Origin of the sequence: Arthrobacter sp. zg-Y20 (assembly GCF_030142075.1) — a bacterium.
Lineage (GTDB): Bacteria > Actinomycetota > Actinomycetes > Actinomycetales > Micrococcaceae > Arthrobacter_B.
Genome location: NZ_CP126241.1, coordinates 2,303,839 through 2,321,836, shown reverse-complemented (window position 1 = coordinate 2,321,836; position 17,998 = coordinate 2,303,839). Strand labels below are relative to the sequence as shown.

Annotated in this window: 19 protein-coding genes; 14 read left to right on the top strand and 5 right to left on the bottom strand. The window is 66.2% G+C overall.

Features of this window, described 5'->3' with window-relative positions; translation table 11 throughout:
* Positions 1-3 precede the first annotated feature (3 nt).
* From QNO06_RS11170 to QNO06_RS11155, 4 genes are all read left to right on the top strand, one after another.
* On the top strand, positions 4-768 hold the full coding sequence (locus tag QNO06_RS11170) for a lysophospholipid acyltransferase family protein (protein ID WP_227911731.1): 765 nt from the start codon (positions 4-6) through the stop codon (positions 766-768).
* The gene (locus QNO06_RS11165) at positions 765-1,808 is read left to right on the top strand and encodes an NAD(P)H-dependent glycerol-3-phosphate dehydrogenase (RefSeq protein WP_227911730.1); all 1,044 of its coding nucleotides are present in this window, start codon (positions 765-767) and stop codon (positions 1,806-1,808) included. Before QNO06_RS11170 ends, QNO06_RS11165 begins: the two co-directional genes overlap by 4 nt.
* An 11-nt stretch (positions 1,809-1,819) precedes the next feature.
* A complete protein-coding gene (locus QNO06_RS11160; protein ID WP_227911746.1) occupies positions 1,820-2,959 on the top strand; it encodes a D-alanine--D-alanine ligase family protein in 1,140 nt (379 codons plus the stop codon).
* A gap of 239 nt (positions 2,960-3,198) precedes the next feature.
* The gene (locus QNO06_RS11155; RefSeq protein ID WP_227911729.1) at positions 3,199-4,152 is read left to right on the top strand and encodes an LCP family protein; all 954 of its coding nucleotides are present in this window, start codon (positions 3,199-3,201) and stop codon (positions 4,150-4,152) included.
* Between the two features lie 8 nt (positions 4,153-4,160).
* On the opposite strand, the gene QNO06_RS11150 is transcribed toward QNO06_RS11155, so the two are convergent.
* Positions 4,161-4,631: a DUF3515 domain-containing protein gene (locus tag QNO06_RS11150; protein ID WP_227911728.1), complete on the bottom strand. Its 471-nt coding sequence runs from the start codon at positions 4,629-4,631 to the stop codon at positions 4,161-4,163.
* A 92-nt stretch (positions 4,632-4,723) separates the two neighbouring features.
* Between QNO06_RS11150 and QNO06_RS11145 the strand changes: the two genes are divergently transcribed.
* From QNO06_RS11145 to rsmD, 4 genes are all read left to right on the top strand, one after another.
* Positions 4,724-5,725 carry an LCP family protein gene (locus QNO06_RS11145; RefSeq protein ID WP_227911727.1) on the top strand — a complete coding sequence of 334 codons (1,002 nt, stop codon included), beginning with the start codon at positions 4,724-4,726 and terminating at the stop codon, positions 5,723-5,725.
* Between the two features lie 160 nt (positions 5,726-5,885).
* On the top strand, positions 5,886-6,863 hold the full coding sequence (locus QNO06_RS11140) for a DAK2 domain-containing protein (RefSeq protein ID WP_227911745.1): 978 nt from the start codon (positions 5,886-5,888) through the stop codon (positions 6,861-6,863).
* Positions 6,853-9,078: an ATP-dependent DNA helicase RecG gene (locus QNO06_RS11135; RefSeq protein WP_227911726.1), complete on the top strand. Its 2,226-nt coding sequence runs from the start codon at positions 6,853-6,855 to the stop codon at positions 9,076-9,078. Before QNO06_RS11140 ends, QNO06_RS11135 begins: the two co-directional genes overlap by 11 nt.
* Positions 9,079-9,087: 9 nt before the next feature.
* Entirely contained in the window at positions 9,088-9,666 is a 579-nt protein-coding gene (rsmD, locus tag QNO06_RS11130; protein ID WP_227911725.1) for a 16S rRNA (guanine(966)-N(2))-methyltransferase RsmD, read from the top strand.
* A 9-nt stretch (positions 9,667-9,675) separates the two neighbouring features.
* Here the strand turns inward: rsmD and QNO06_RS11125 are convergent, their stop codons facing one another.
* Complete coding sequence (locus QNO06_RS11125) at positions 9,676-10,464, bottom strand: spermidine synthase (protein ID WP_227911724.1); 789 nt, start codon at positions 10,462-10,464, stop codon at positions 9,676-9,678.
* A complete protein-coding gene (locus QNO06_RS11120) occupies positions 10,461-11,705 on the bottom strand; it encodes an aminotransferase class I/II-fold pyridoxal phosphate-dependent enzyme (RefSeq protein ID WP_227911723.1) in 1,245 nt (414 codons plus the stop codon). The genes QNO06_RS11125 and QNO06_RS11120 overlap by 4 nt, the downstream gene beginning before the upstream one ends.
* Positions 11,706-11,745: 40 nt before the next feature.
* On the opposite strand from QNO06_RS11120, the gene coaD reads away from it, so the two are divergent.
* The 5 genes from coaD to mutM all read left to right on the top strand — a co-directional run bounded on the left by coaD (position 11,746) and on the right by mutM (position 14,933).
* Positions 11,746-12,219, top strand: a complete 474-nt coding sequence (gene coaD, locus QNO06_RS11115) for a pantetheine-phosphate adenylyltransferase (RefSeq protein ID WP_227911722.1) — start codon at positions 11,746-11,748, stop codon at positions 12,217-12,219.
* A 177-nt stretch (positions 12,220-12,396) separates the two neighbouring features.
* The gene (locus QNO06_RS11110; RefSeq protein ID WP_227911744.1) at positions 12,397-12,963 is read left to right on the top strand and encodes a YceD family protein; all 567 of its coding nucleotides are present in this window, start codon (positions 12,397-12,399) and stop codon (positions 12,961-12,963) included.
* Between the two features lie 2 nt (positions 12,964-12,965).
* Positions 12,966-13,169 carry a 50S ribosomal protein L32 gene (rpmF, locus tag QNO06_RS11105; RefSeq protein WP_146364453.1) on the top strand — a complete coding sequence of 68 codons (204 nt, stop codon included), beginning with the start codon at positions 12,966-12,968 and terminating at the stop codon, positions 13,167-13,169.
* Between the two features lie 85 nt (positions 13,170-13,254).
* Positions 13,255-13,962 (top strand): ribonuclease III, encoded by a 708-nt coding sequence (rnc, locus tag QNO06_RS11100; protein WP_227911721.1) that lies wholly within the window; start codon positions 13,255-13,257, stop codon positions 13,960-13,962.
* 11 nt (positions 13,963-13,973) lie between these two features.
* On the top strand, positions 13,974-14,933 hold the full coding sequence (gene mutM / locus QNO06_RS11095) for a bifunctional DNA-formamidopyrimidine glycosylase/DNA-(apurinic or apyrimidinic site) lyase (RefSeq protein ID WP_227911720.1): 960 nt from the start codon (positions 13,974-13,976) through the stop codon (positions 14,931-14,933).
* Between the two features lie 6 nt (positions 14,934-14,939).
* On the opposite strand, the gene QNO06_RS11090 is transcribed toward mutM, so the two are convergent.
* Together QNO06_RS11090 and QNO06_RS11085 are read right to left on the bottom strand one after the other, a co-directional pair.
* Entirely contained in the window at positions 14,940-15,329 is a 390-nt protein-coding gene (locus tag QNO06_RS11090) for a VOC family protein (RefSeq protein ID WP_227911719.1), read from the bottom strand.
* A complete protein-coding gene (locus QNO06_RS11085; protein WP_227911718.1) occupies positions 15,326-16,243 on the bottom strand; it encodes a phosphotransferase in 918 nt (305 codons plus the stop codon). The genes QNO06_RS11090 and QNO06_RS11085 overlap by 4 nt, the downstream gene beginning before the upstream one ends.
* 170 nt (positions 16,244-16,413) lie before the next feature.
* On the opposite strand from QNO06_RS11085, the gene QNO06_RS11080 reads away from it, so the two are divergent.
* On the top strand, positions 16,414-17,991 hold the full coding sequence (locus QNO06_RS11080; protein WP_227911717.1) for an HNH endonuclease: 1,578 nt from the start codon (positions 16,414-16,416) through the stop codon (positions 17,989-17,991).
* Positions 17,992-17,998: the final 7 nt, after the last annotated feature.

The following is a 17,998-nucleotide window of genomic DNA, read 5'->3' as shown; positions in this document are numbered from 1 at the left end:
GCCATGAAGGAATCGACTAGGTCACGGGTAGTTTTCGCATTGCTGGCCGGGACGCTGCGGCCCGTGTTCAATGTCTTCCTGAAGAAGCACTGGCAGGGGGCGGAGAACCTGCCGCAGGATTCGGGCTTTATTGTGTGCCCGAACCACGTGACCGAAGTCGATCCCGTTGTGGTGGGGCATTTCCTGTACAACCAGGGCCACCCGCCGCACTTCATGGCCAAGGCCTCGCTGTTCAAGGCTCCCGTCCTGGGCCCAGCCTTGAAGTACAGCAACCAGGTCCCGGTGGAACGCGTAACCACCGGCGCGGCCGGGTCCCTGAATGCTGCGGGGAAGGCCTTGGCGGCCGGACGTGCGCTGGTGATTTATCCCGAGGGGACACTGACCCGTGACCCGGACCTGTGGCCGATGAAGGGCCGGACCGGTGCGGCGCGGCTGGCCCTGCAGACCGGGGTCCCGGTTATCCCGGTTGCCCACTGGGGTTCGCAGGACCTGCTGCCCCGCTATGCCAAGCGTCCGTCGCTGTTTCCCCGCAAGGAGGTGCACCTGGTAGTGGGCAAACCGGTGGACCTCTCGGAGTTTGCGGGCCGTCCCATCACGAAGGCGGTGCTCGACGCCGCCACTGACCGGATCATGTCCGATCTCACCGACATGGTGGCCAAGCTGCGCGGGGCCCAGCCGCCCGCCGAACGCTGGGATCCCGTGTCCAAGGGCCAGAAACAGATTGGCCGTTCCTTTGAAGTAGATAAACCGAAAGAGGCTGGACAGTGACCGCCAGAAGTGAGCACCCCGCCGTCGTCGCCGTGCTGGGCGCCGGAAGCTGGGGCACTGCCTTCGCCAAGATCGCCGCGGATTCCGGCGCCGGACGCGGCACCGAGGTCCGCCTCTGGGCCCGCCGGGCCGAGGTGGCCCAGGATATCAACGGCAGGCACCGCAATACGCAGTACCTCAAAGACACCGTCCTGCCCGATAACCTGCGTGCTTCAACAGATCTCGCCGAGGTTCTTGCCGGAGCGGAACTGGTCGTCCTGGCCGTGCCCGCGCAGTCGCTGCGCGCCCAGCTGCAGGACGTTTTGCCCCTCATGCCCGCCAACGCGGTGGTGGTGTCCCTGATGAAGGGCCTGGAACGCGGTACCGACGCCCGGATGAGCCAGGTCATTGCCGAGGAACTGGGCGTTCCCGCCGAGCGCATCGCGGTGGTTTCCGGGCCGAACCTGGCCATGGAAATCGCCCGTCAGGAACCCACCGCCTCCGTGGTGGCCTGCACCGACCTGGATACGGCCGCATGGATTGCAGAGGCCTGCACCGCGCCGTACTTCCGGCCTTACACCAACGCCGATGTGGTGGGCACCGAGATAGGCGGCATCGTCAAGAACGTGATTGCCCTCGCCGTGGGCATCTGCGACGGCAAGGGCATGGGAGACAATACCAAGGCCTCGGTGATGACCCGCGGGCTGGCCGAGACCACGCGCCTGGCCCTGGCCCTGGGCGGCAACGCGGAGACCATGGCCGGCCTGGCCGGCATGGGCGACCTCATTGCCACCTGCTCGTCCCCCCTTTCGCGCAACCACACCGCGGGAACGCTGCTGGCGCAGGGCCTGAGCCTGGCCGAGGTCAACGCTTCCATGACCCAGACTGCCGAAGGCATCAAGTCCGCCCAGGCCGTCCTGGACCGGGCCACCCAGTTGGGCGTCTACATGCCCATCACCGAAAACGTCGTCGCCGTACTGCAGGGCGTAATTACTGTGGAAGAACTGGGCCCGCGGCTGCTGGCCCGTGAATTGAAATCCGAAGGTGTGTCCGCCCCGTGACTGTTGAACCCCTGCCCACCACTGCCGAAGAGCCCGGCCGTGCCGCCCGCCCCCGGGTGGCCGTCCTCTTCGGCGGACGATCCAGCGAGCACGCCGTCAGCTGCGTAACGGCTGCCGGAGTGCTGCAGGCCATTGATACGGCCAAGTACGACGTCGTTCCTATCGGCATCGCCAAGAACGGCCAATGGAGCCTGGTTGACGCAGATCCCGCCTCCTGGTCGCTGCGCTCCAGCACGCTGCCGGAGGTGGCCGTCTCCGACGACTCCGTGGTCCTTTCATCGCAGGACGGCAGCAGCGAACTCGTGGCCCACGAGCCCGGCAGCCTGCCGCGCAGCTTGGGCCGCATCGACGTCGTGCTGCCGCTGCTTCACGGACCATTTGGTGAGGACGGAACCCTGCAGGGCCTGCTGGAAATGGCCGATGTCCGCTACGTGGGCGCGGGCGTCCTGGCTTCGGCCGTGGGCATGGACAAGCACTACATGAAGGTGGTTTTCGCGGCCGCCGGGCTCGAGGTCGGCCCCTACGAAGTCATCACCGACAGGCAGTGGCGGCGCGACCCGCAGGCCTGCCTGGCCCGCGCCGGTGCGCTCGACTTCCCGTTGTTCGTCAAACCGGCCCGCGCCGGTTCCTCCATGGGCATCACCCGGGTGACCGATCCGGCGCAGCTGCCCGCCGCCATCGAAGCGGCCCGGCTGCACGACCCCAAAGTGGTTGTCGAAGCCGGGATCACCGGCCGGGAAATTGAAGTGGCCGTGCTGCAGGGCCGCGGGACCCAGGACCCGCGGACCAGCCAGCCGGGCGAGATCGCGGTGCGCGACGGCGGCCACGAATGGTACGACTTCGAGGCGAAGTACGTTGACGGTGCCGCCGTCGACCTCAGCTGCCCGGCGGACCTTCCGGCGGACATTTCCGCCCGGGTGCGTGACCTGGCCGGGGCCGCATTCGAAGCTGTCGGCGGCGAGGGCCTGTCCCGGGTGGATTTCTTCTACACGCAGGACGGCAAGTTGATCATCAACGAGATCAACACCATGCCCGGCTTCACACCGGTCAGCATGTACCCGCAGATGTGGGCCAAGTCCGGGTTGCCGTACACCGAGCTGATCGACGAACTGATCACCCTGGCCCTGCAGCGGCCCACCGGCCTGCGGTAGGCGGCCGCCCGGCGGGGCGGCCGGGCCCTGTCTCCGGGTAGGGTCCGCAAGTTTTCGGGTATGCCTTCCGTGGTTATTCTCAGGACCCGTGTGCCCCGTGCTGGCTACACTCGCATGTCTAGGACCGACCACGGACCCTGATGCGAGGACCGGCTATGCGTACGCACCCCTCTCCAGTTGCCCCATCCAAGGAACCCCCATCCAAGGAACACGGCCGCCGGAGGGTGGCCGTTAGGCGCGTGCGGAACGGGCTGTGGCTTGTGGCCAGCGTTGTCCTGGCCGCGGCACTGGTCCTGGGCGGCTACCTCTGGTCCTTGGCAACTGCCTTCGACGGCGGCAGGAACACCATTGTGGGGGCGCTCCCCTTGGACAAACCGCCGCGGCCTGCTGCCGCGGAAAAGTCACTGAACATCCTGCTGATGGGCAGCGAAGCAGGCAATTCCGGCAGCGCCGAGGCGGCACCGGACATGATGATGCTCCTGCACCTTCCCGGCGACCGAAGCGGGGTCTATGCACTGTCCATCCTGCCCGGTACTTCCGTGGACGTGCCCGGCTACGGCGCCCGCCGGCTCGATTCGGCCATGTCGCTTGGCGGGGTCCCCCTGACCGTGGCAAGTGTGCAGAATATGTTCAACACCCCGGTCGACCATGTAGCCGTCATCGATTTCGAAGGCTTTCGGGGGCTCACGAGCGCACTCGGCGGAGTCACTGTGAACAACGGGGAGGCATTCTCCTCCGGGGGAGCCAACGGCGACTATTTCCCCTCCGGGCCGATCACCTTGGAAGGGGATGCTGCGCTCAACTACGTCCGGACCGGTCAGGGTTTCACGGATGGCGACATACAGCAGGTGAAGAACCAGCAGGCATTTGTTGCAGGTATCGTCGACGGGATGCTGACCCGTGGTCCGCTCAACAACGCCGTGACCGCGCGGGGCGCCATCAGCGACTTTGCTCCTTTCCTCAGCGTCGATGCAGGCCTGGACTCCCGCACGCTGGGAAGCATGGCAGTGAGCCTGCGGAGCATGCGGTCCCAGGACGTGCACATGTTCGCCCTGCGGACCAGCATCGGTGCCGGGGCGGACGGCGGGCCGGTACAGATCGCGGATCCCGGCCAGCTCGCCGGTATTTCCGGTGCCTTGGCTTCGGATACGGTTGCGGACTATGTCCAGGCAGCGGGAAGCGGCGCCGACTAAGCCGGAGGCTATCCGTCCAGTTCCAGGGTGTCCTCCGGGCTGAGGCACTGCGAGGTGGGCTCGATCTTCGATACCGCGTTCTGCAGTTGGACCAGGATGGTGGAAGAAGCCACTTCGTTGGGGTTAAAGACCACCTCCACGGCCGGTTCGCGGCCGTATGTTGTGGCGGTCCAGGTGTCTTCGTTTTCGCGCAGCACCCAGTCCACGCCGTTGACCTCGGCACACGGGTCCGTGGTGGGCCCGGGCACGGGCACGCCGCACCGGAGGATCGCCTTGGACGGATCGCCCCAGGCCGCCGTTGACTGGCTGGCGGTGTCCCGCAGCCGGTAGCCGGCCATTTCATCAGGCAGGGCCACCATTACGGCGGCGCAGTCTGGATTGGCGGCATCCGGGGCGGCATCAACATTGGCTGTCGCAGTGCAGGCCGTGGCGGAGACGGCCACCAGCAGCAGTACCGCGGGCAAAGCGTAGGACTTCATGCATCAAGGGTATCCGGCACGCCGAGGGGGACCGGAATCGGTCCCGGGATGCCCATGTATATACTTCGAACCCCGACGAGCGGAGGACGACTGTGAGCGAGCACCGGCTACCACCCGAATCTGACGCTAAGCATCCCGTACGCACCGCTTTGACCGTGATGCTCAGTGTTGTACTGGTTGCCGCCCTCACGGCCGGTGGCTATCTGTGGCACCTGGCCCGGACCTTCGACTCGGGGAAGCAGACGCTTACCGGTGCCCTGCCTGCCGGCAGCCCGCAGAAGGACCCGGCTGCCGGGGATTCGCAGAATTTCCTGTTGATCGGCAGCGACAGCCGCGACCCGGGCTCGGACAACGCACGGTCCGACACCATGATGCTGGTGAACATTCCGGCGGACCGGAGCGGTGTCTACGTGATGTCGATTATGCGTGACACGTGGGTGGACGTACCCGGCCACGGCGCGAATAAGATCAACGCAGCCATGGCGCTGGGCGGTGTTTCCCTCACGGTGGAAACCGTCCAGGAGCTTTTCGACGTCCCGATCGACCACGTGGTGGTCATTGATTTCGAAGGATTCAAGGGGCTCACGGACTCGCTGGGCGGTGTCACGCTGGAAAACCATACGGCCTTCACCTCGCGTGAACCGGGCGCAGAGTATTTTGCGGCCGGAAGCATCCGGGTGCAGGGAGAGTCCGCATTGAAGTACGTACGGGAACGGTATGCCTTTGCCGACGGCGACTACCAGCGGGTGCGCAACCAGCAGGCTTTTGTGCGGGGCCTCCTGAACGGGATCATGGCCCGGGGGACGCTGCTGAATCCGGTGAAGGTCAATGAGATCGTGGGCGGAATGTCGCCGTACCTCAGCGTGGACGAGGGCCTGGACGCGGTGGCAGCCGGGCGCCTGGGCGTGAGCCTGCGCAAGGTAGGGCCGGAGGATGTGCACATGTTTACCTTGCCTAACGAAGGGGTGGGCACCTCACCGGACGGACAGTCCATTGTGCTGCCTGACTACGCTGCCATCGCGGAAATAGGGGCAGCCCTGGACGGTGGCACTATGGCCGGGTACCCGGGAGCCTCCGGCGCAGGGAAAGGGTGAATTGTTATCGGTTCTGTCACCGCCCTGCGGTAGGCTTCCTAATGACATAAACGGTTAGCGGCAAAGACGGCGAAGACCGGACGGGACGGGCCCCAGATGAGTGGCACAAGCAGGAAACGGGACTACTTTGCAGACTAAGATCACCGCCAACGCGCAAGCGCTGAAGCGATGGTTGAGCAACGCAGAGGTGTCCCTTGGCAACCACAGCGACCGCCTCAATGCCATCAACATTTTTCCGGTGGCCGACGGCGACACCGGCACCAACCTGTACCTGACACTTTGCGCCGCCGCCAAGGCAGCTGCCGAAACCGATACAGCCGACATCGGCGAACTGCTGGGAACCGCAGGCCGCGCCGCCATGGAAGATGCCCGCGGCAACTCCGGCACCCTGTTTTCGGTCTTCCTCACGTCCATGGCCGAACCCCTGGCCGGCGCCGTCCGGTTGTCCGCCCCGCTGCTCGCCTCTGCTTTGCAGCGCGCCCAGCTCCGGTCCTGGTCGGTGCTCAGCGATCCCGTCCCGGGCACCATGCTCTCGGTCCTGGAAGCGGCAGCCCATGCAGCCTCGGACAGTGAGGCCGCCGTCACCGGCGATGACAGCAACGTAGGCCTGGCAGTGACTCTGCGGGCCATGCTGGACGCTGCCCTTGCCGCCGTCGTCCACACCGAAAACCAGCTGGACGCGTTGACGGAAGCCCGGGTGGTGGATGCCGGCGGCGTCGGCTTCCTGCTGGTGCTTGACGCGCTCCGAGCCGCAGCCCTGGGCGAGGAGCTGCAGGAGGAACTGCTGGACGGCCTGCACGGCTACGATGTCCAGGATCCGCACATCCACGCGCATATGCCCCGGATGGAGGGCGTCGAAGTTATGTGCACCATCAATCTCAGTCCGCTGGACGCCGCCACCCTGCGGCTGCAGCTGGATGAGCTGGGCGACTCGGTGATCATGAGCGCCGTCAGCCCCGTTGCGGACGGTTACCGCTGGCGGGTGCACGTGCACACCCCGGAGGCCGGCGCCGCCATAGAGCTGCTGCGCGGGCTGGGCGAGCCGATGAACCTGACCATCACGGAGCTCTCCGCGGACGGACACGAAACCAAGGAGATCCCCGAGAACCAGGAAATCCCCGGGGCGCATGGACTCTAGGCTTCCCGCAGAACTGGATTTCCCGCTCGACCGCCGCATCGGCAAGCCGTCCGCCACGAAGCTGGACAAGCAGCTGGGCCTCGAGACGGTCGGCGACCTGCTGCACCACTTCCCCCGGCGCTACCTCGAACGCGGGGAGCTCACGCCCATTGCCGAAATACCCTTCGACGAAGATGTCACCCTGATAGCCCGGGTGCAGAGCAACAACCGGCGGCAGATGCGCGCCCGCAAGGGAATGATCGTGGAGGTGGTGGTCACCGATGACACCGACGGCAGCCTCGGCCAGCTGCACCTGACGTTCTTCAACGGATTCAACGCATCCAAGGAGCTGCCCGTAGGCACCCGGGCGATGTTCTCCGGCAAGGTGGGCGCCTACAAGGGCCAGCTGCAGCTCACCAACCCCAGCTATGTCCTGCTGGATGAAGACACCGTGGACGAGGAAGAGCTCAAACGCCCCATTCCCGTGTACCCGGCCACAGCCAAACTCGCCAGCCCGCAGATTGCCAAGTCCGTGGCCATGCTCCTGGACACCATGGAGACGGACCGGCTGCGCGATCCGCTCCCCGCCGCAATCCGGAGCCGGGAACGTTTTCCCGGCCTGGTAGAGGCGTATAACCGGATCCACCGCCCCGCCACCATGGAAGAGGCCTACGCCGCACGGCACCGGTTCCGCTACCAGGAAGCCCTGGTGCTGCAGACCGCGCTGGCCCGCCGTCGGGCGCTGACCGCTGAGGAAGAAGCCACGGCCCGCCCTGCCGTGCCCGGCGGCCTGCTGGACCGGTTTGATGCCTCCCTGCCCTTCACGCTCACCAACGGGCAGGCCGAAATCGGCCGGGACCTTTCCCGGGAACTGGCCGGAGACCACCCGATGAACCGGCTGCTGCAGGGCGAAGTGGGGTCGGGCAAGACCCTGGTGGCGCTGCGGGCCATGCTGCAGGTGATCGACGCCGGGGGACAGGCCGCCCTGCTCGCCCCCACGGAGGTACTGGCAGCCCAGCACTACGAATCCATTACCGCCATGCTTGGCCCGCTGGGCCGTGGCGGACAGTTGGACGGTGATCCGGACGGCACCCGGGTGACCCTGCTGACCGGTTCCATGAACACTGCGGCACGCCGGGCGGCACTGCTGGATGCGGCCAGCGGAGCCGCGGGAATCATCATCGGCACCCACGCGCTGCTCTCGGAGCACGTCTCCTTCGCCGACCTCGGCCTGGTGGTGGTGGATGAACAGCACCGGTTCGGCGTGGAGCAGCGGGACGTGCTGCGCACCAAGGGGCACAGCACCCCGCACCTGCTGGTGATGACGGCAACCCCTATTCCGCGCACCGTCGCCATGACCGTGTTCGGCGACCTTGAGGTGTCCACGCTGACCGAACTGCCGGCCGGGCGGGCACCGATTTCCACGTTCGTCTCTCCGCTGGCCGAAAAGCCGCAGTGGGAGCAGCGGATCTGGGCCCGCGCACGGGAAGAAATCGACGCCGGGCGCCAGGTCTACGTTGTGTGCCCCAAGATCGGAGACAAGGAAGAAGAGCCGGGCAGCGAGCTGGCGCTCTTTGACCCTGCCGAACCGCCGGCCGGCGGCGAACGGGCGCCGAAGCAGCAGTTGGCCTCCGTCACGGAAATGACGGAGTACCTGGCCACGGTCCCCGCCCTCGCCGGAAAAACAGTGGCGGCGCTGCACGGCCGGCTGGACCCGGCGGAGAAACACGAAGCGATGGCGGCCTTCAATGACGGTGACGTGGACGTGCTGGTCTCCACCACCGTCATCGAGGTGGGCGTGGATGTTCCCAACGCCTCCCTCATGGTGATCATGGATGCGGACCGGTTCGGCATCTCCCAGCTGCACCAGCTGCGCGGCCGGGTGGGCCGCGGCGGGTTACCCGGCACCTGCCTGCTGGTCACCAGCCTGGAACCGGGCCATCCCAGCCGGGAACGGCTGGAAGCGGTTGCCGCGACCACCGACGGCTTCGAGCTCTCCCGCAAGGACCTGGAACTGCGCCGCGAGGGCGACATCCTGGGTGCCAGCCAGTCCGGCGGGCGCTCCACACTGAAGCTGCTGCGGGCGGTGCAGGACGAAAAGGTCATCGAAAAGGCACGGGCTGATGCCGTCGCCCTGGTTGCGGAGGACCCGGACCTGCGGGAGTATCCGGCCCTGGACGAGGCGATCGAGGCGTACCTGAACCCCGAGGCCGAAGCCTTCCTGGAACGCGGATAAAGTGAAGGCATGAGCCGCATTATTGCCGGGACCGCCGGCGGATCCACCTTGTTCAGCGTTCCGGGCGACGGAACCCGTCCCACCACGGACCGGGTCAAGGAAGCACTGTTCTCCCGCCTGGAATCCTACGAGGTGCTGCAGGGCGCCCGGGTACTGGACCTGTTCGCCGGTTCGGGAGCACTGGGTGTGGAAAGCGCCAGCCGCGGAGCCGAGGCCGTGGACCTGGTGGAGCTTGCCGACAAGGCCGCGGCCACCTGCCGGCGCAACGCAGAACTGGTCAACAAGCTGCTGGGCTCCAACCGGGTGAACGTGCACCGGGCCAAGGCGGAAACATTCCTGCTGCGTGTGCCCGAAGAAGTCCGGTGGGACCTGGTCTTCATCGATCCCCCCTACGCCCTGACGGAGGCCGAACTGGAAACGGTCCTGGCGCCGCTGGCGAAACACCTGTCCGAGGGCGCCGTCGTGGTGCTGGAACGATCCACCCGCTCCGATGAGCCGGTCTGGCCGGCGGGGCTGGAACGCTTCAGCGAGCGTAAGTACGGCGAGACCACCCTGTGGTTCGCCGAGCCCGCGCAGCAGGCCGGTTAGCCGCGCCCGCTAGGATCCCGAGGCAAACACGTCCAGGTCCTCGCCCGTGAGCACCGCAGCAGGATGCGGGCCGGCGGCCAGCAGCTGCCGGGTCCATTCCTCCGGCCACGGGAACGGGGTTGCCGCCAGCACGATGTTGCCGGGGTAACGGCCGGTAAACATGTCGGCCGGGCCCAGCGCGGCCACCGCTCCGCGGCCGGCACGTTCCAGGCCTGCCGCCAGTTCGCGGATCTGCCTGCGGGCGAACGCCAGCGGCGGATCGTCTCCCACATTGACCAGCAGCACGCCGTTGGGGGAGAGCAAGGCGGCCAGCTCCGCGTAGAAGTCCGACGTCGTCAGGTGCCCGGGTGCATCGGCGCCGGCAAAGATGTCCAGGACAACGGCGTCGAACTCCTGCCCGGTAAAGCGGTCCAGCGATTCACGGGCATCACCGATCACCGTCTGCAGATCCGTTCCCTCCGGCAGCGGAAGGTGGGCCAGGACAAAGTCCAGCAGTTCCCGTTCCAGCTCCACTGCGGCCTGCCGGGAACCGGGACGGGTGGCCTGCAGGTATCGGGCAAGGGTCAGGGCGCCGGCACCCAGATGCAGGGCGCGCACCGGCTCCCCGGCGGGCCGAACCAGGTCCAGGACGTTGCCCATACGGCGCAGGTATTCATAGAAGATCTCCCCGGGCCGGGCCAGGTCTACGTGGGACTGTTCCGCCCCGCCGATGCTCAGCACATAGGCGCCCGGCGTGAAGCCGTCTTCCGTGATGGTGGCGTGGGCTCCGATGCCGCGCAGTAGCCGTGAGGCGTTCACAGGGCACCGCCCAGCCCGGCCAGGCGTTCTGATGCCTGCTCCAGAACCTCGAACTTTTTGCAGAACGCGAAGCGCAGCAGTGAGCGTGTGCGCTGCGCGCCGTCCGCGTGGCAGAACACTGCCACCGGGATGGCCGCCACACCGATCAGCTCCGGGAGCCGGCGGGCAAGCGCAGTGGCGTCCGTGATGCCCAGGGCGGAGGTATCCGCGGTGAGGAAGTAGGTTCCGGAGGAAGGCAGGACGGTCATGCCCGCTGCGCGCAGCCCCTCGCCAAGGAGGTCGCGTTTGGCTTTCAGGGTAGCCGCGGTCTCCGTGAAGTAGGCATCGGGCAGGCCCAGGCCAACCGCAACGGCGTACTGGAACGGGGTGCCGGAGGTGTAGCTCAGGAAGGTCTTGACCGTCCGGACCGCGGACACCAGCGGTGCCGGGCCGGTGAGCCAGCCGATCTTCCAGCCCGTCACGGAGAACGTCTTGCCGGCGGAGGAAATGGTCAGTGTCCGCTCGGCCGCCCCCGGCAGGGTGGCGACGGGGATGTGCTGCGGCCCGAAGGTGAGGTGTTCATACACTTCATCGGTGACGATCACGGCGTTGTACCGCGCCGCCAGGTCCACGACCTGCTGGAGCACTTCGCGCGGCAGGACGGTCCCGGTGGGGTTGTGCGGGTTGTTCACCAGCACCACCCTGGTGCGCTCGCTGAACGCGGCCTCCAGCGCGCCGTCGTCAGGCAGGAAATGCGGGGCCTGCAGGGCAACGGTGGTGTGCGTGGCGCCGCTGAGGCCGATCACGGCACCGTAGGAATCGTAGAACGGCTCGAAGGTCAGCACTTCGTCTCCCGGGCCAGCCAGCGCCAGCAGTGCCGATGCGATGGCCTCGGTGGCTCCGGTGCTGACAATCACCTCGGTTCCGGGATCCACGGCCAGGGAGTAGAAGCGGTCCTGGTGGGCGGCGATGGCCTCGCGCAGCACCGGCAGTCCCTGGCCCGGCGCGTACTGGTTGGCGCCGGAAGCAATGGCGGCGCGGGCGGCGTCGAGCATTTCCGCCGGGCCGTCCTCGTCCGGGAACCCCTGGCCGAGGTTGATGGCGTTGTGCCGGCCGGCCGTGGCGGTAATTTCTTCGAAGATGGTCACGCCCAGGTTGCCGTCTGCTGCGAGCAGGTTGGCGCCGGCGGCGGTGCGCTGCCAGGGCGCGGGGCCGGCTGCCTGCCGGGAGCGGAGCAGGGACGCGGGGGTGGAGAAACTCATTCTTCCAGTATTACCCTGCCGGACCCGGTAGATTCGACTTATGCGACGCGCTGTATGCCCAGGTTCCTTTGACCCTATCCACAACGGCCATATTGAGGTCATTGCCCGCGCGGCAAGCCTCTTTGACGAGGTCATTGTGGCGGTGTCCACCAACTATGCGAAGAAGTACCGTTTCCCGGCCGGGCAGCGCCTGGAACTGGCGGCCGAGGCACTGGGCTCGCTGCGCGGGGTATCCGTGGTTCCCATGGGGGAGGGGCTGCTGGCGGAGTTCTGCCGCGAGCACGGTGCCGGCGCCATAGTAAAGGGCCTGCGGTCCGTCCAGGACTACCAGTACGAACTGCCGATGGCCGTGATGAACCGGCACCTCACCGGCGTCGAAACCGTCTTCCTGCCCGCCGAGGGAAGCTATACCCACCTCTCCTCCTCCCTGATCAAGGAGGTCGCCGCCCTGGGCGGAGACATCAGCGGATTTGTCCCGGCAGCCGTGCTCAAGCGCCTGCTTGCCGCCGATTAGCTCTTGGCCCGCAGGCGGGTAAACTGGACCTCGGAGTTCCGTGCATGCGCGGGCTCCGTGGCTGCAGCGCAGCCGCAGTTTGAGAGATTCCGGCAAGTCAGGCTAAGATGATATGTCGGTCTATGTTCTACAGGAGTTCTCATTAGCGAATTTTCGCGGTCCAATCCGAATACACCCCTGGCAATCAACGTCAGGGACCTCGGGCGCAGCCCGGGAACGATGCGGACCTTGCATGAACATGTACCGGCACCGAAAGACTTCGGTGTTGCGCTTATCGGCGTTCCGGAAGGATCCGAGCTCGAGGTTGACTTGAGGTTGGAGGCCGTGCACGAAGGGATTCTGGTATCCGGCGTAGTCATCGCTCCCGTAAGGGGCGAATGCGGCAGGTGCCTGAAGCCACTCGCGTACGACCAAGAAGTCGATGTGCAGGAACTCTTCTACTACGAGGACGCTGAGTCCTTCGAAGAAGACGAGGAAGAAGAGCAACGCCGGATCGAGCGAGATGTCATCGATCTTGAGCCGGTATTGCGGGACGCCGTGGTTCTTACCATGCCGTTCCAGCCGGTGTGCCGGGAAGACTGCCCAGGCCTTTGCTCCGAATGCGGAGCGCGCCTAGAGGAGGATCCGGGTCACCACCATGAAGCAGTGGATCCTCGCTGGGCAGCCCTCGCAGGGTTGACCGGCACGGCCGCAGAAGATACTGCGGCACCAAGTACAGAGTCAGACGAGAGAGAAGAGAGTTAGCCGTGGCTGTTCCGAAGCGGAAAATGTCCCGCGCGAATACACGTGCACGCCGGTCCCAGTGGAAGGCGACCGCGCCCAACCTGGTGAAGACCGTGGAGAACGGCCGCGTCACCTATAGCCTGCCGCACCAGGCCAAGGTCGTCACCGATTCCGCCGGCACCGCGCTGTTCCTTGAATACAAGGGCCGCAAGGTCGCGGACGTCTAAGACCAGTGTTCGGCCCTGCCATGCACACCTTTAGGGGAACCGCTGCCAGGGCCGTGAATACTGCTTTTCGGGTTGTATCCAAAAAGTGAAGAATACTGAAGAGCTTATGAAGCGTCTCGGTGTCGATATCGACGCCGGGACGCTTCGTCTTGCGCTCACGCACCGCTCCTACGCTTACGAGCAGGGCGGCATCCCCACGAACGAACGCCTCGAATTCCTTGGCGATTCCATTCTGGGGTTCTCGGTAACCGATGCGCTCTACCGGGATAATCCTGACCTTTCCGAGGGGGAGCTGGCCAAGCGCCGCTCCGCCGTCGTGAGTACCCGCGCCCTGGCCGGCATTGCCCGCGACCTGGGGCTGGGCGAATACATCCTGCTCGGCCAGGGTGAAAAGCTCACCAACGGACGCGACAAGTCCTCCATCCTCGCGGACACCACGGAAGCCGTTATCGGCGCCGTATATCTGGACCACGGGATTGAAACCGCACGCCAGATGGTGATGCGGCTGGTGGGACCGCTCCTCTCCGACGCCGATGCCCTGGGCGCCGGTACGGACTGGAAAACGAGCATCCAGGAGATCGCCGCGAGCCGGAAAATGGGCGACATCGAATACCGTGTCACCGGTTCCGGCCCGGACCACTCACGCAGCTTCGTTGCCGTGCTCCATATTGGGGATACGGCCTTCGGCACGGGTACCGGCCACTCCAAGAAGGAAGCGGAGCAGGAAGCTGCCGCCGCGTCCTGGAAGATGATCAATTCCAGGGAAGCCGACGCCGCGGCTGCCGGTTCCTAAGCGGTTCCGCCGTGCCTGAGCTTCCCGAAGTCGAGGTTGTCCGGCGCGGACTCGCCTCCTGGGTCCGCGGCCGGACCATCACCGGCGTAGAGATCCTGGACGCCCGCTCCGTGCGGCGCCACGCTGCCGGTCCCGAGGACCTGGCAGGCAACCTTGAGGGCGCTGTGGTCACCGACGTCGTGCGGCGCGGCAAGTTCCTGTGGCTTCCGCTGGTCGAGGAGGATCACGACGGCGTGCCGTCTCTGGCGCTCATGGCGCATCTGGGGATGAGCGGCCAACTGCTGATGGAAGACTCCGCGCTGCCGGACGAGAAGCACCTCAAGGTGCGCTTTTCGCTCAGTCCGGCGGTCGACGACGCCGGTGCGGCCATGCCCTCCGAGCTGCGGTTCGTGGACCAGCGGATTTTCGGCGGCGTGTTCCTCACCGACCTGGTGCCGACGCCCGACGGCGCTCCCGGCGGCCTTTCCGAAACCGGACTGCCGCTGGTGGCGCAAGAGGCCGCGCACATTGCCCGAGATCCGCTGGATCCGGCCTTTTCCTTCGATGACTTTTACCGCCGGCTGCGTGCCCGGCGGACCGGGATCAAGCGTGCCCTGCTGGACCAGGGGCTGGTGTCCGGGGTGGGGAACATCTATGCGGATGAATCGCTGTGGGCTGCGCGGATGCACTTTGCCCGGCCCACGGACACCATGCGCCGTGCGGACGCGCTGCGGCTGATTGAAGCGGTGCAGGACGTGATGACCCGGGCGCTTGATGCCGGCGGGACGAGCTTCGATTCCCTGTACGTGAATGTCAACGGGGCGTCCGGCTACTTCTCCCGGTCCCTGAACGCCTACGGCCGGGAGGGGGAGCCGTGCCTGCGGTGCGCTTCCCTGGGGCGAAATACGCTGATCCGCCGGGATTCCTTTATGAACCGGTCCTCATACAGCTGTCCGGTGTGCCAGCCGCGGCCGCGGAACGGGCGCTGGTAGCCAACACTACCGACGTTCCACGAACTGGAGCGGATGTCCGTCCTGGTCCTCCACGAACGCCACCCGGAGCCTTCCGTCCAGGAACGGGTGGGGACCCTCAAGGTCCTTTGCGCCGGCGTTGAGGGCCTTGGCATAGGCTGCAGCGACGTCGTCGGTCCAAAGGGTGAGGCATGCCCGGTGACCCTTGGCCACCGGGGTGTGTTTATGTGCCTGGGCGGCGGGTCCGGGCAACGCCAATCCGAGTTCGAAGCCTTCCAGCGACATTTCGATTTTGAACGGCGTCGAGTCCGGTCCTGCTGCCCGGAACTTCTCCACGAAGCCGAGGGCGGCGTAAAAGCGTGCTGCCCCTTCCGTGTCGGCCACGAACAGGATGATCTGCGGGTCGAAAATCCTCACGAGTGTCCTTTTGTTGTATGCGCATGGAATACATCCGTGCGGAAGGTGGCCAGCGCGTCGGCCAGCATCCGATGTCCCTGCCGCTCGAACGCATGGTCGCCGGTTTGGTAGGCCCACACCGCGGTGGAGACTGCTTCGCGCAGCAGCGTCATATGCCAGAGTTCCATGTCGCTGTCATCTTCCCGCACGCCGTCCCCGAGGCCTGCACCGTAGCCTGCCACGAAGGCATCCTTCAGTTGCGGGTGGGTGCGCCATTGCTGCGCTGCCAGGCGGCAGAAGTCCGTGACAGCCGGGCGGAACGCAAACCGGCCGAAATCGATGATCCTCAGTTCCGCGCCATGAAGCAGCCAGTTGCGCGGCTGCCAGTCGCCATGGGTTGGCACCACCGCCACCGGCTTTGGCGAATAGGCGGCAAGGATGGTCCTGGCGTCTTCCACGTGGGACTTCTCGATGCGGTGTGGCCGTTTCAGCCAAGACAGCGCCTTGGCCGTTGCTGCGCTCTCATAGCCCTTGTTGGTATGCGAGGTCTGATCATGGAACTGACGCAGCAGCGAACCCGCCTGGTGATGAACTTCCGGGTCATGCTCGGCCGTGGTCCCCTCCGCCAGCGATCCATCGAGATATTCCGTGACGAGGACCGTCTGGGCGAGGTCCGAGCGGACGAGCCGCGGTGCACGGTTCTGCCGGCTCCATACCCGCGTCCATGATTCATGCGCCGCGATCTCGCGTCCTATGTGGTGGTTGGAAAGACCGGCGGCTTTGACGACGTACCGGCGCTCCCCGGATTCGACTTCCAGTACCGCTGTGTCCGAGAGGGCCCAGGAGAGATCCCGGATGAGGCGAACCCCCGGCAGCCACTGTTGCACAAGCTCACCCTGGCTCATGCTCAGTTGGTTCCGGTGCCAGGTTTCCATTCCAGCAGGCTAGCGGCTCTGTTGTCCGGATCTGCGTATATCCGTATGTGCGGCTTAGCATCGGAGCATCGGCCTCCCGGGCTGAGTGGCCGCGAACAGAGCAAAAACAGGTAGCGGAACAGGTACTTCTGCCCTGTTTTACCTCTGCCCCGCCGCCTAAAATCGAATACATGTTCGAATACTTGTCGCCTCAGGAGCACCGGCCGGCCGGCACTGCCGTAGCTGGCAGCGCCATGGTGCATGGCTGGGTGGAGGTGCTGGTTGACCAAGCTGGCCTGGTGTCGGGAGCGGAACCGGAGGACAGCGAACTCATCGACCGGATACGGGCACTCGAGGAACTGAAAGCCGCCGCTTCAGCCGCCCAGGCCCGCGCCTCCGCAGCGTTTGATGCTTCCCAGCGCCGGAAGCAGACCGCAGCAGGAATGCGCCGTGAGGATGTGGGCCGCGGGGTCGCTTCACAGATCGCCTTGGCGCGCAGGGAGTCCCCAAACCGTGGCGGGCGGCTGCTGGGCTTCGCAAAAGCCCTAACGTGCGAGATGCCGTGCACCTTGCAGGCCTTGACCACCGGCGCTATCAGCGAATGGCGGGCAACGTTGCTCGTTCGGGAGACGGCGTGCCTCAGTGTGGAGGACCGGCAGCGGGTAGATGCAGAAGTTGCCGGAGACCCCCGCGTGCTGGAAACACTGGGTGACCGCCAGATCATTGCCCGGGCCAGAGGCGCCGCCTACAGGCTGGATCCGAAGGCCGCCGTAAACCGGGCAGCCAAAGCCGCCTCCGAGCGGTTCGTCTCCTGCCGCCCTGCTCCGGACACCATGACCTACCTGACCGGGCTGCTGCCCATGGCCCAGGGAGTCGGCGTTTATGCGGCCTTGTCCCGTGAAGCGGATCGTCTCCGTGCGGCGGGGGATGCCCGGGGGCGGGGCCAGATCATGGCCGATACCCTCGTGGAGCGGATTACCGGCCAGACCGATGCGGGCCAGATGAAGGTGGAAGTGCAGCTGGTCATGTCGGACCGGACGCTGTTGCGCGGAGAATCGGAGCCCGCACTTGTCCCGGGGTATGGTCCCGTGCCGGCGCAGTGGGCCAGGGACCTGCTGCGGGGGAGCGGGAGAGACGGGGACAGGGGAGGGAGCAGCCCCGGGGACGGGGATAGCGGAGGGGGCAGCCCCGGGGACGGGCACAGTGAAGGGGGCGGCGCCGGAGACGAGGACAGCGGAGGGGGACGCAGCAGGAACACCGGCGCCGGCCAGTCAGGGCGGGGGCAGTCGAAGCGGGACAAAAGCGCAGAACGCTGGATCCGGCGGCTCTATGCGGATCCGTCAAGCGGGCAGCTGGTCGCAATGGACACCCGTGCCCGGCTGTTCCCTGAATCGATGGCCCGCTTCATCGCTGCGCGGGACCAAACCTGCCGCATGCCGTGGTGCGGGGCACCGATCCGGCAGATCGACCATGTACATCCGCACAAGGACGGCGGGGTCACCAGTATCGTGAATGGCCAGGGACTGTGCGAGGCATGCAACCAGGCCAAGGAAGCACCTGATTGGCGTGTCCGGCCGGTTCACCAGCCGGGGCCGCACGTGGTCGAGACCATCACCCCAACGGGGCACACCTACCAGTCCACGGCACCGCCGCTGCCCGGATCGCCTCAAGACCGGATGCGGAACGGGCCCGCCGTGGATCCAGGGCCTCCGCGCTTCGCAGGCGGAACCTTGGAAGCCTGCGTTGTGGACTACCTGAGGGCGGCTTAGCCGGCGC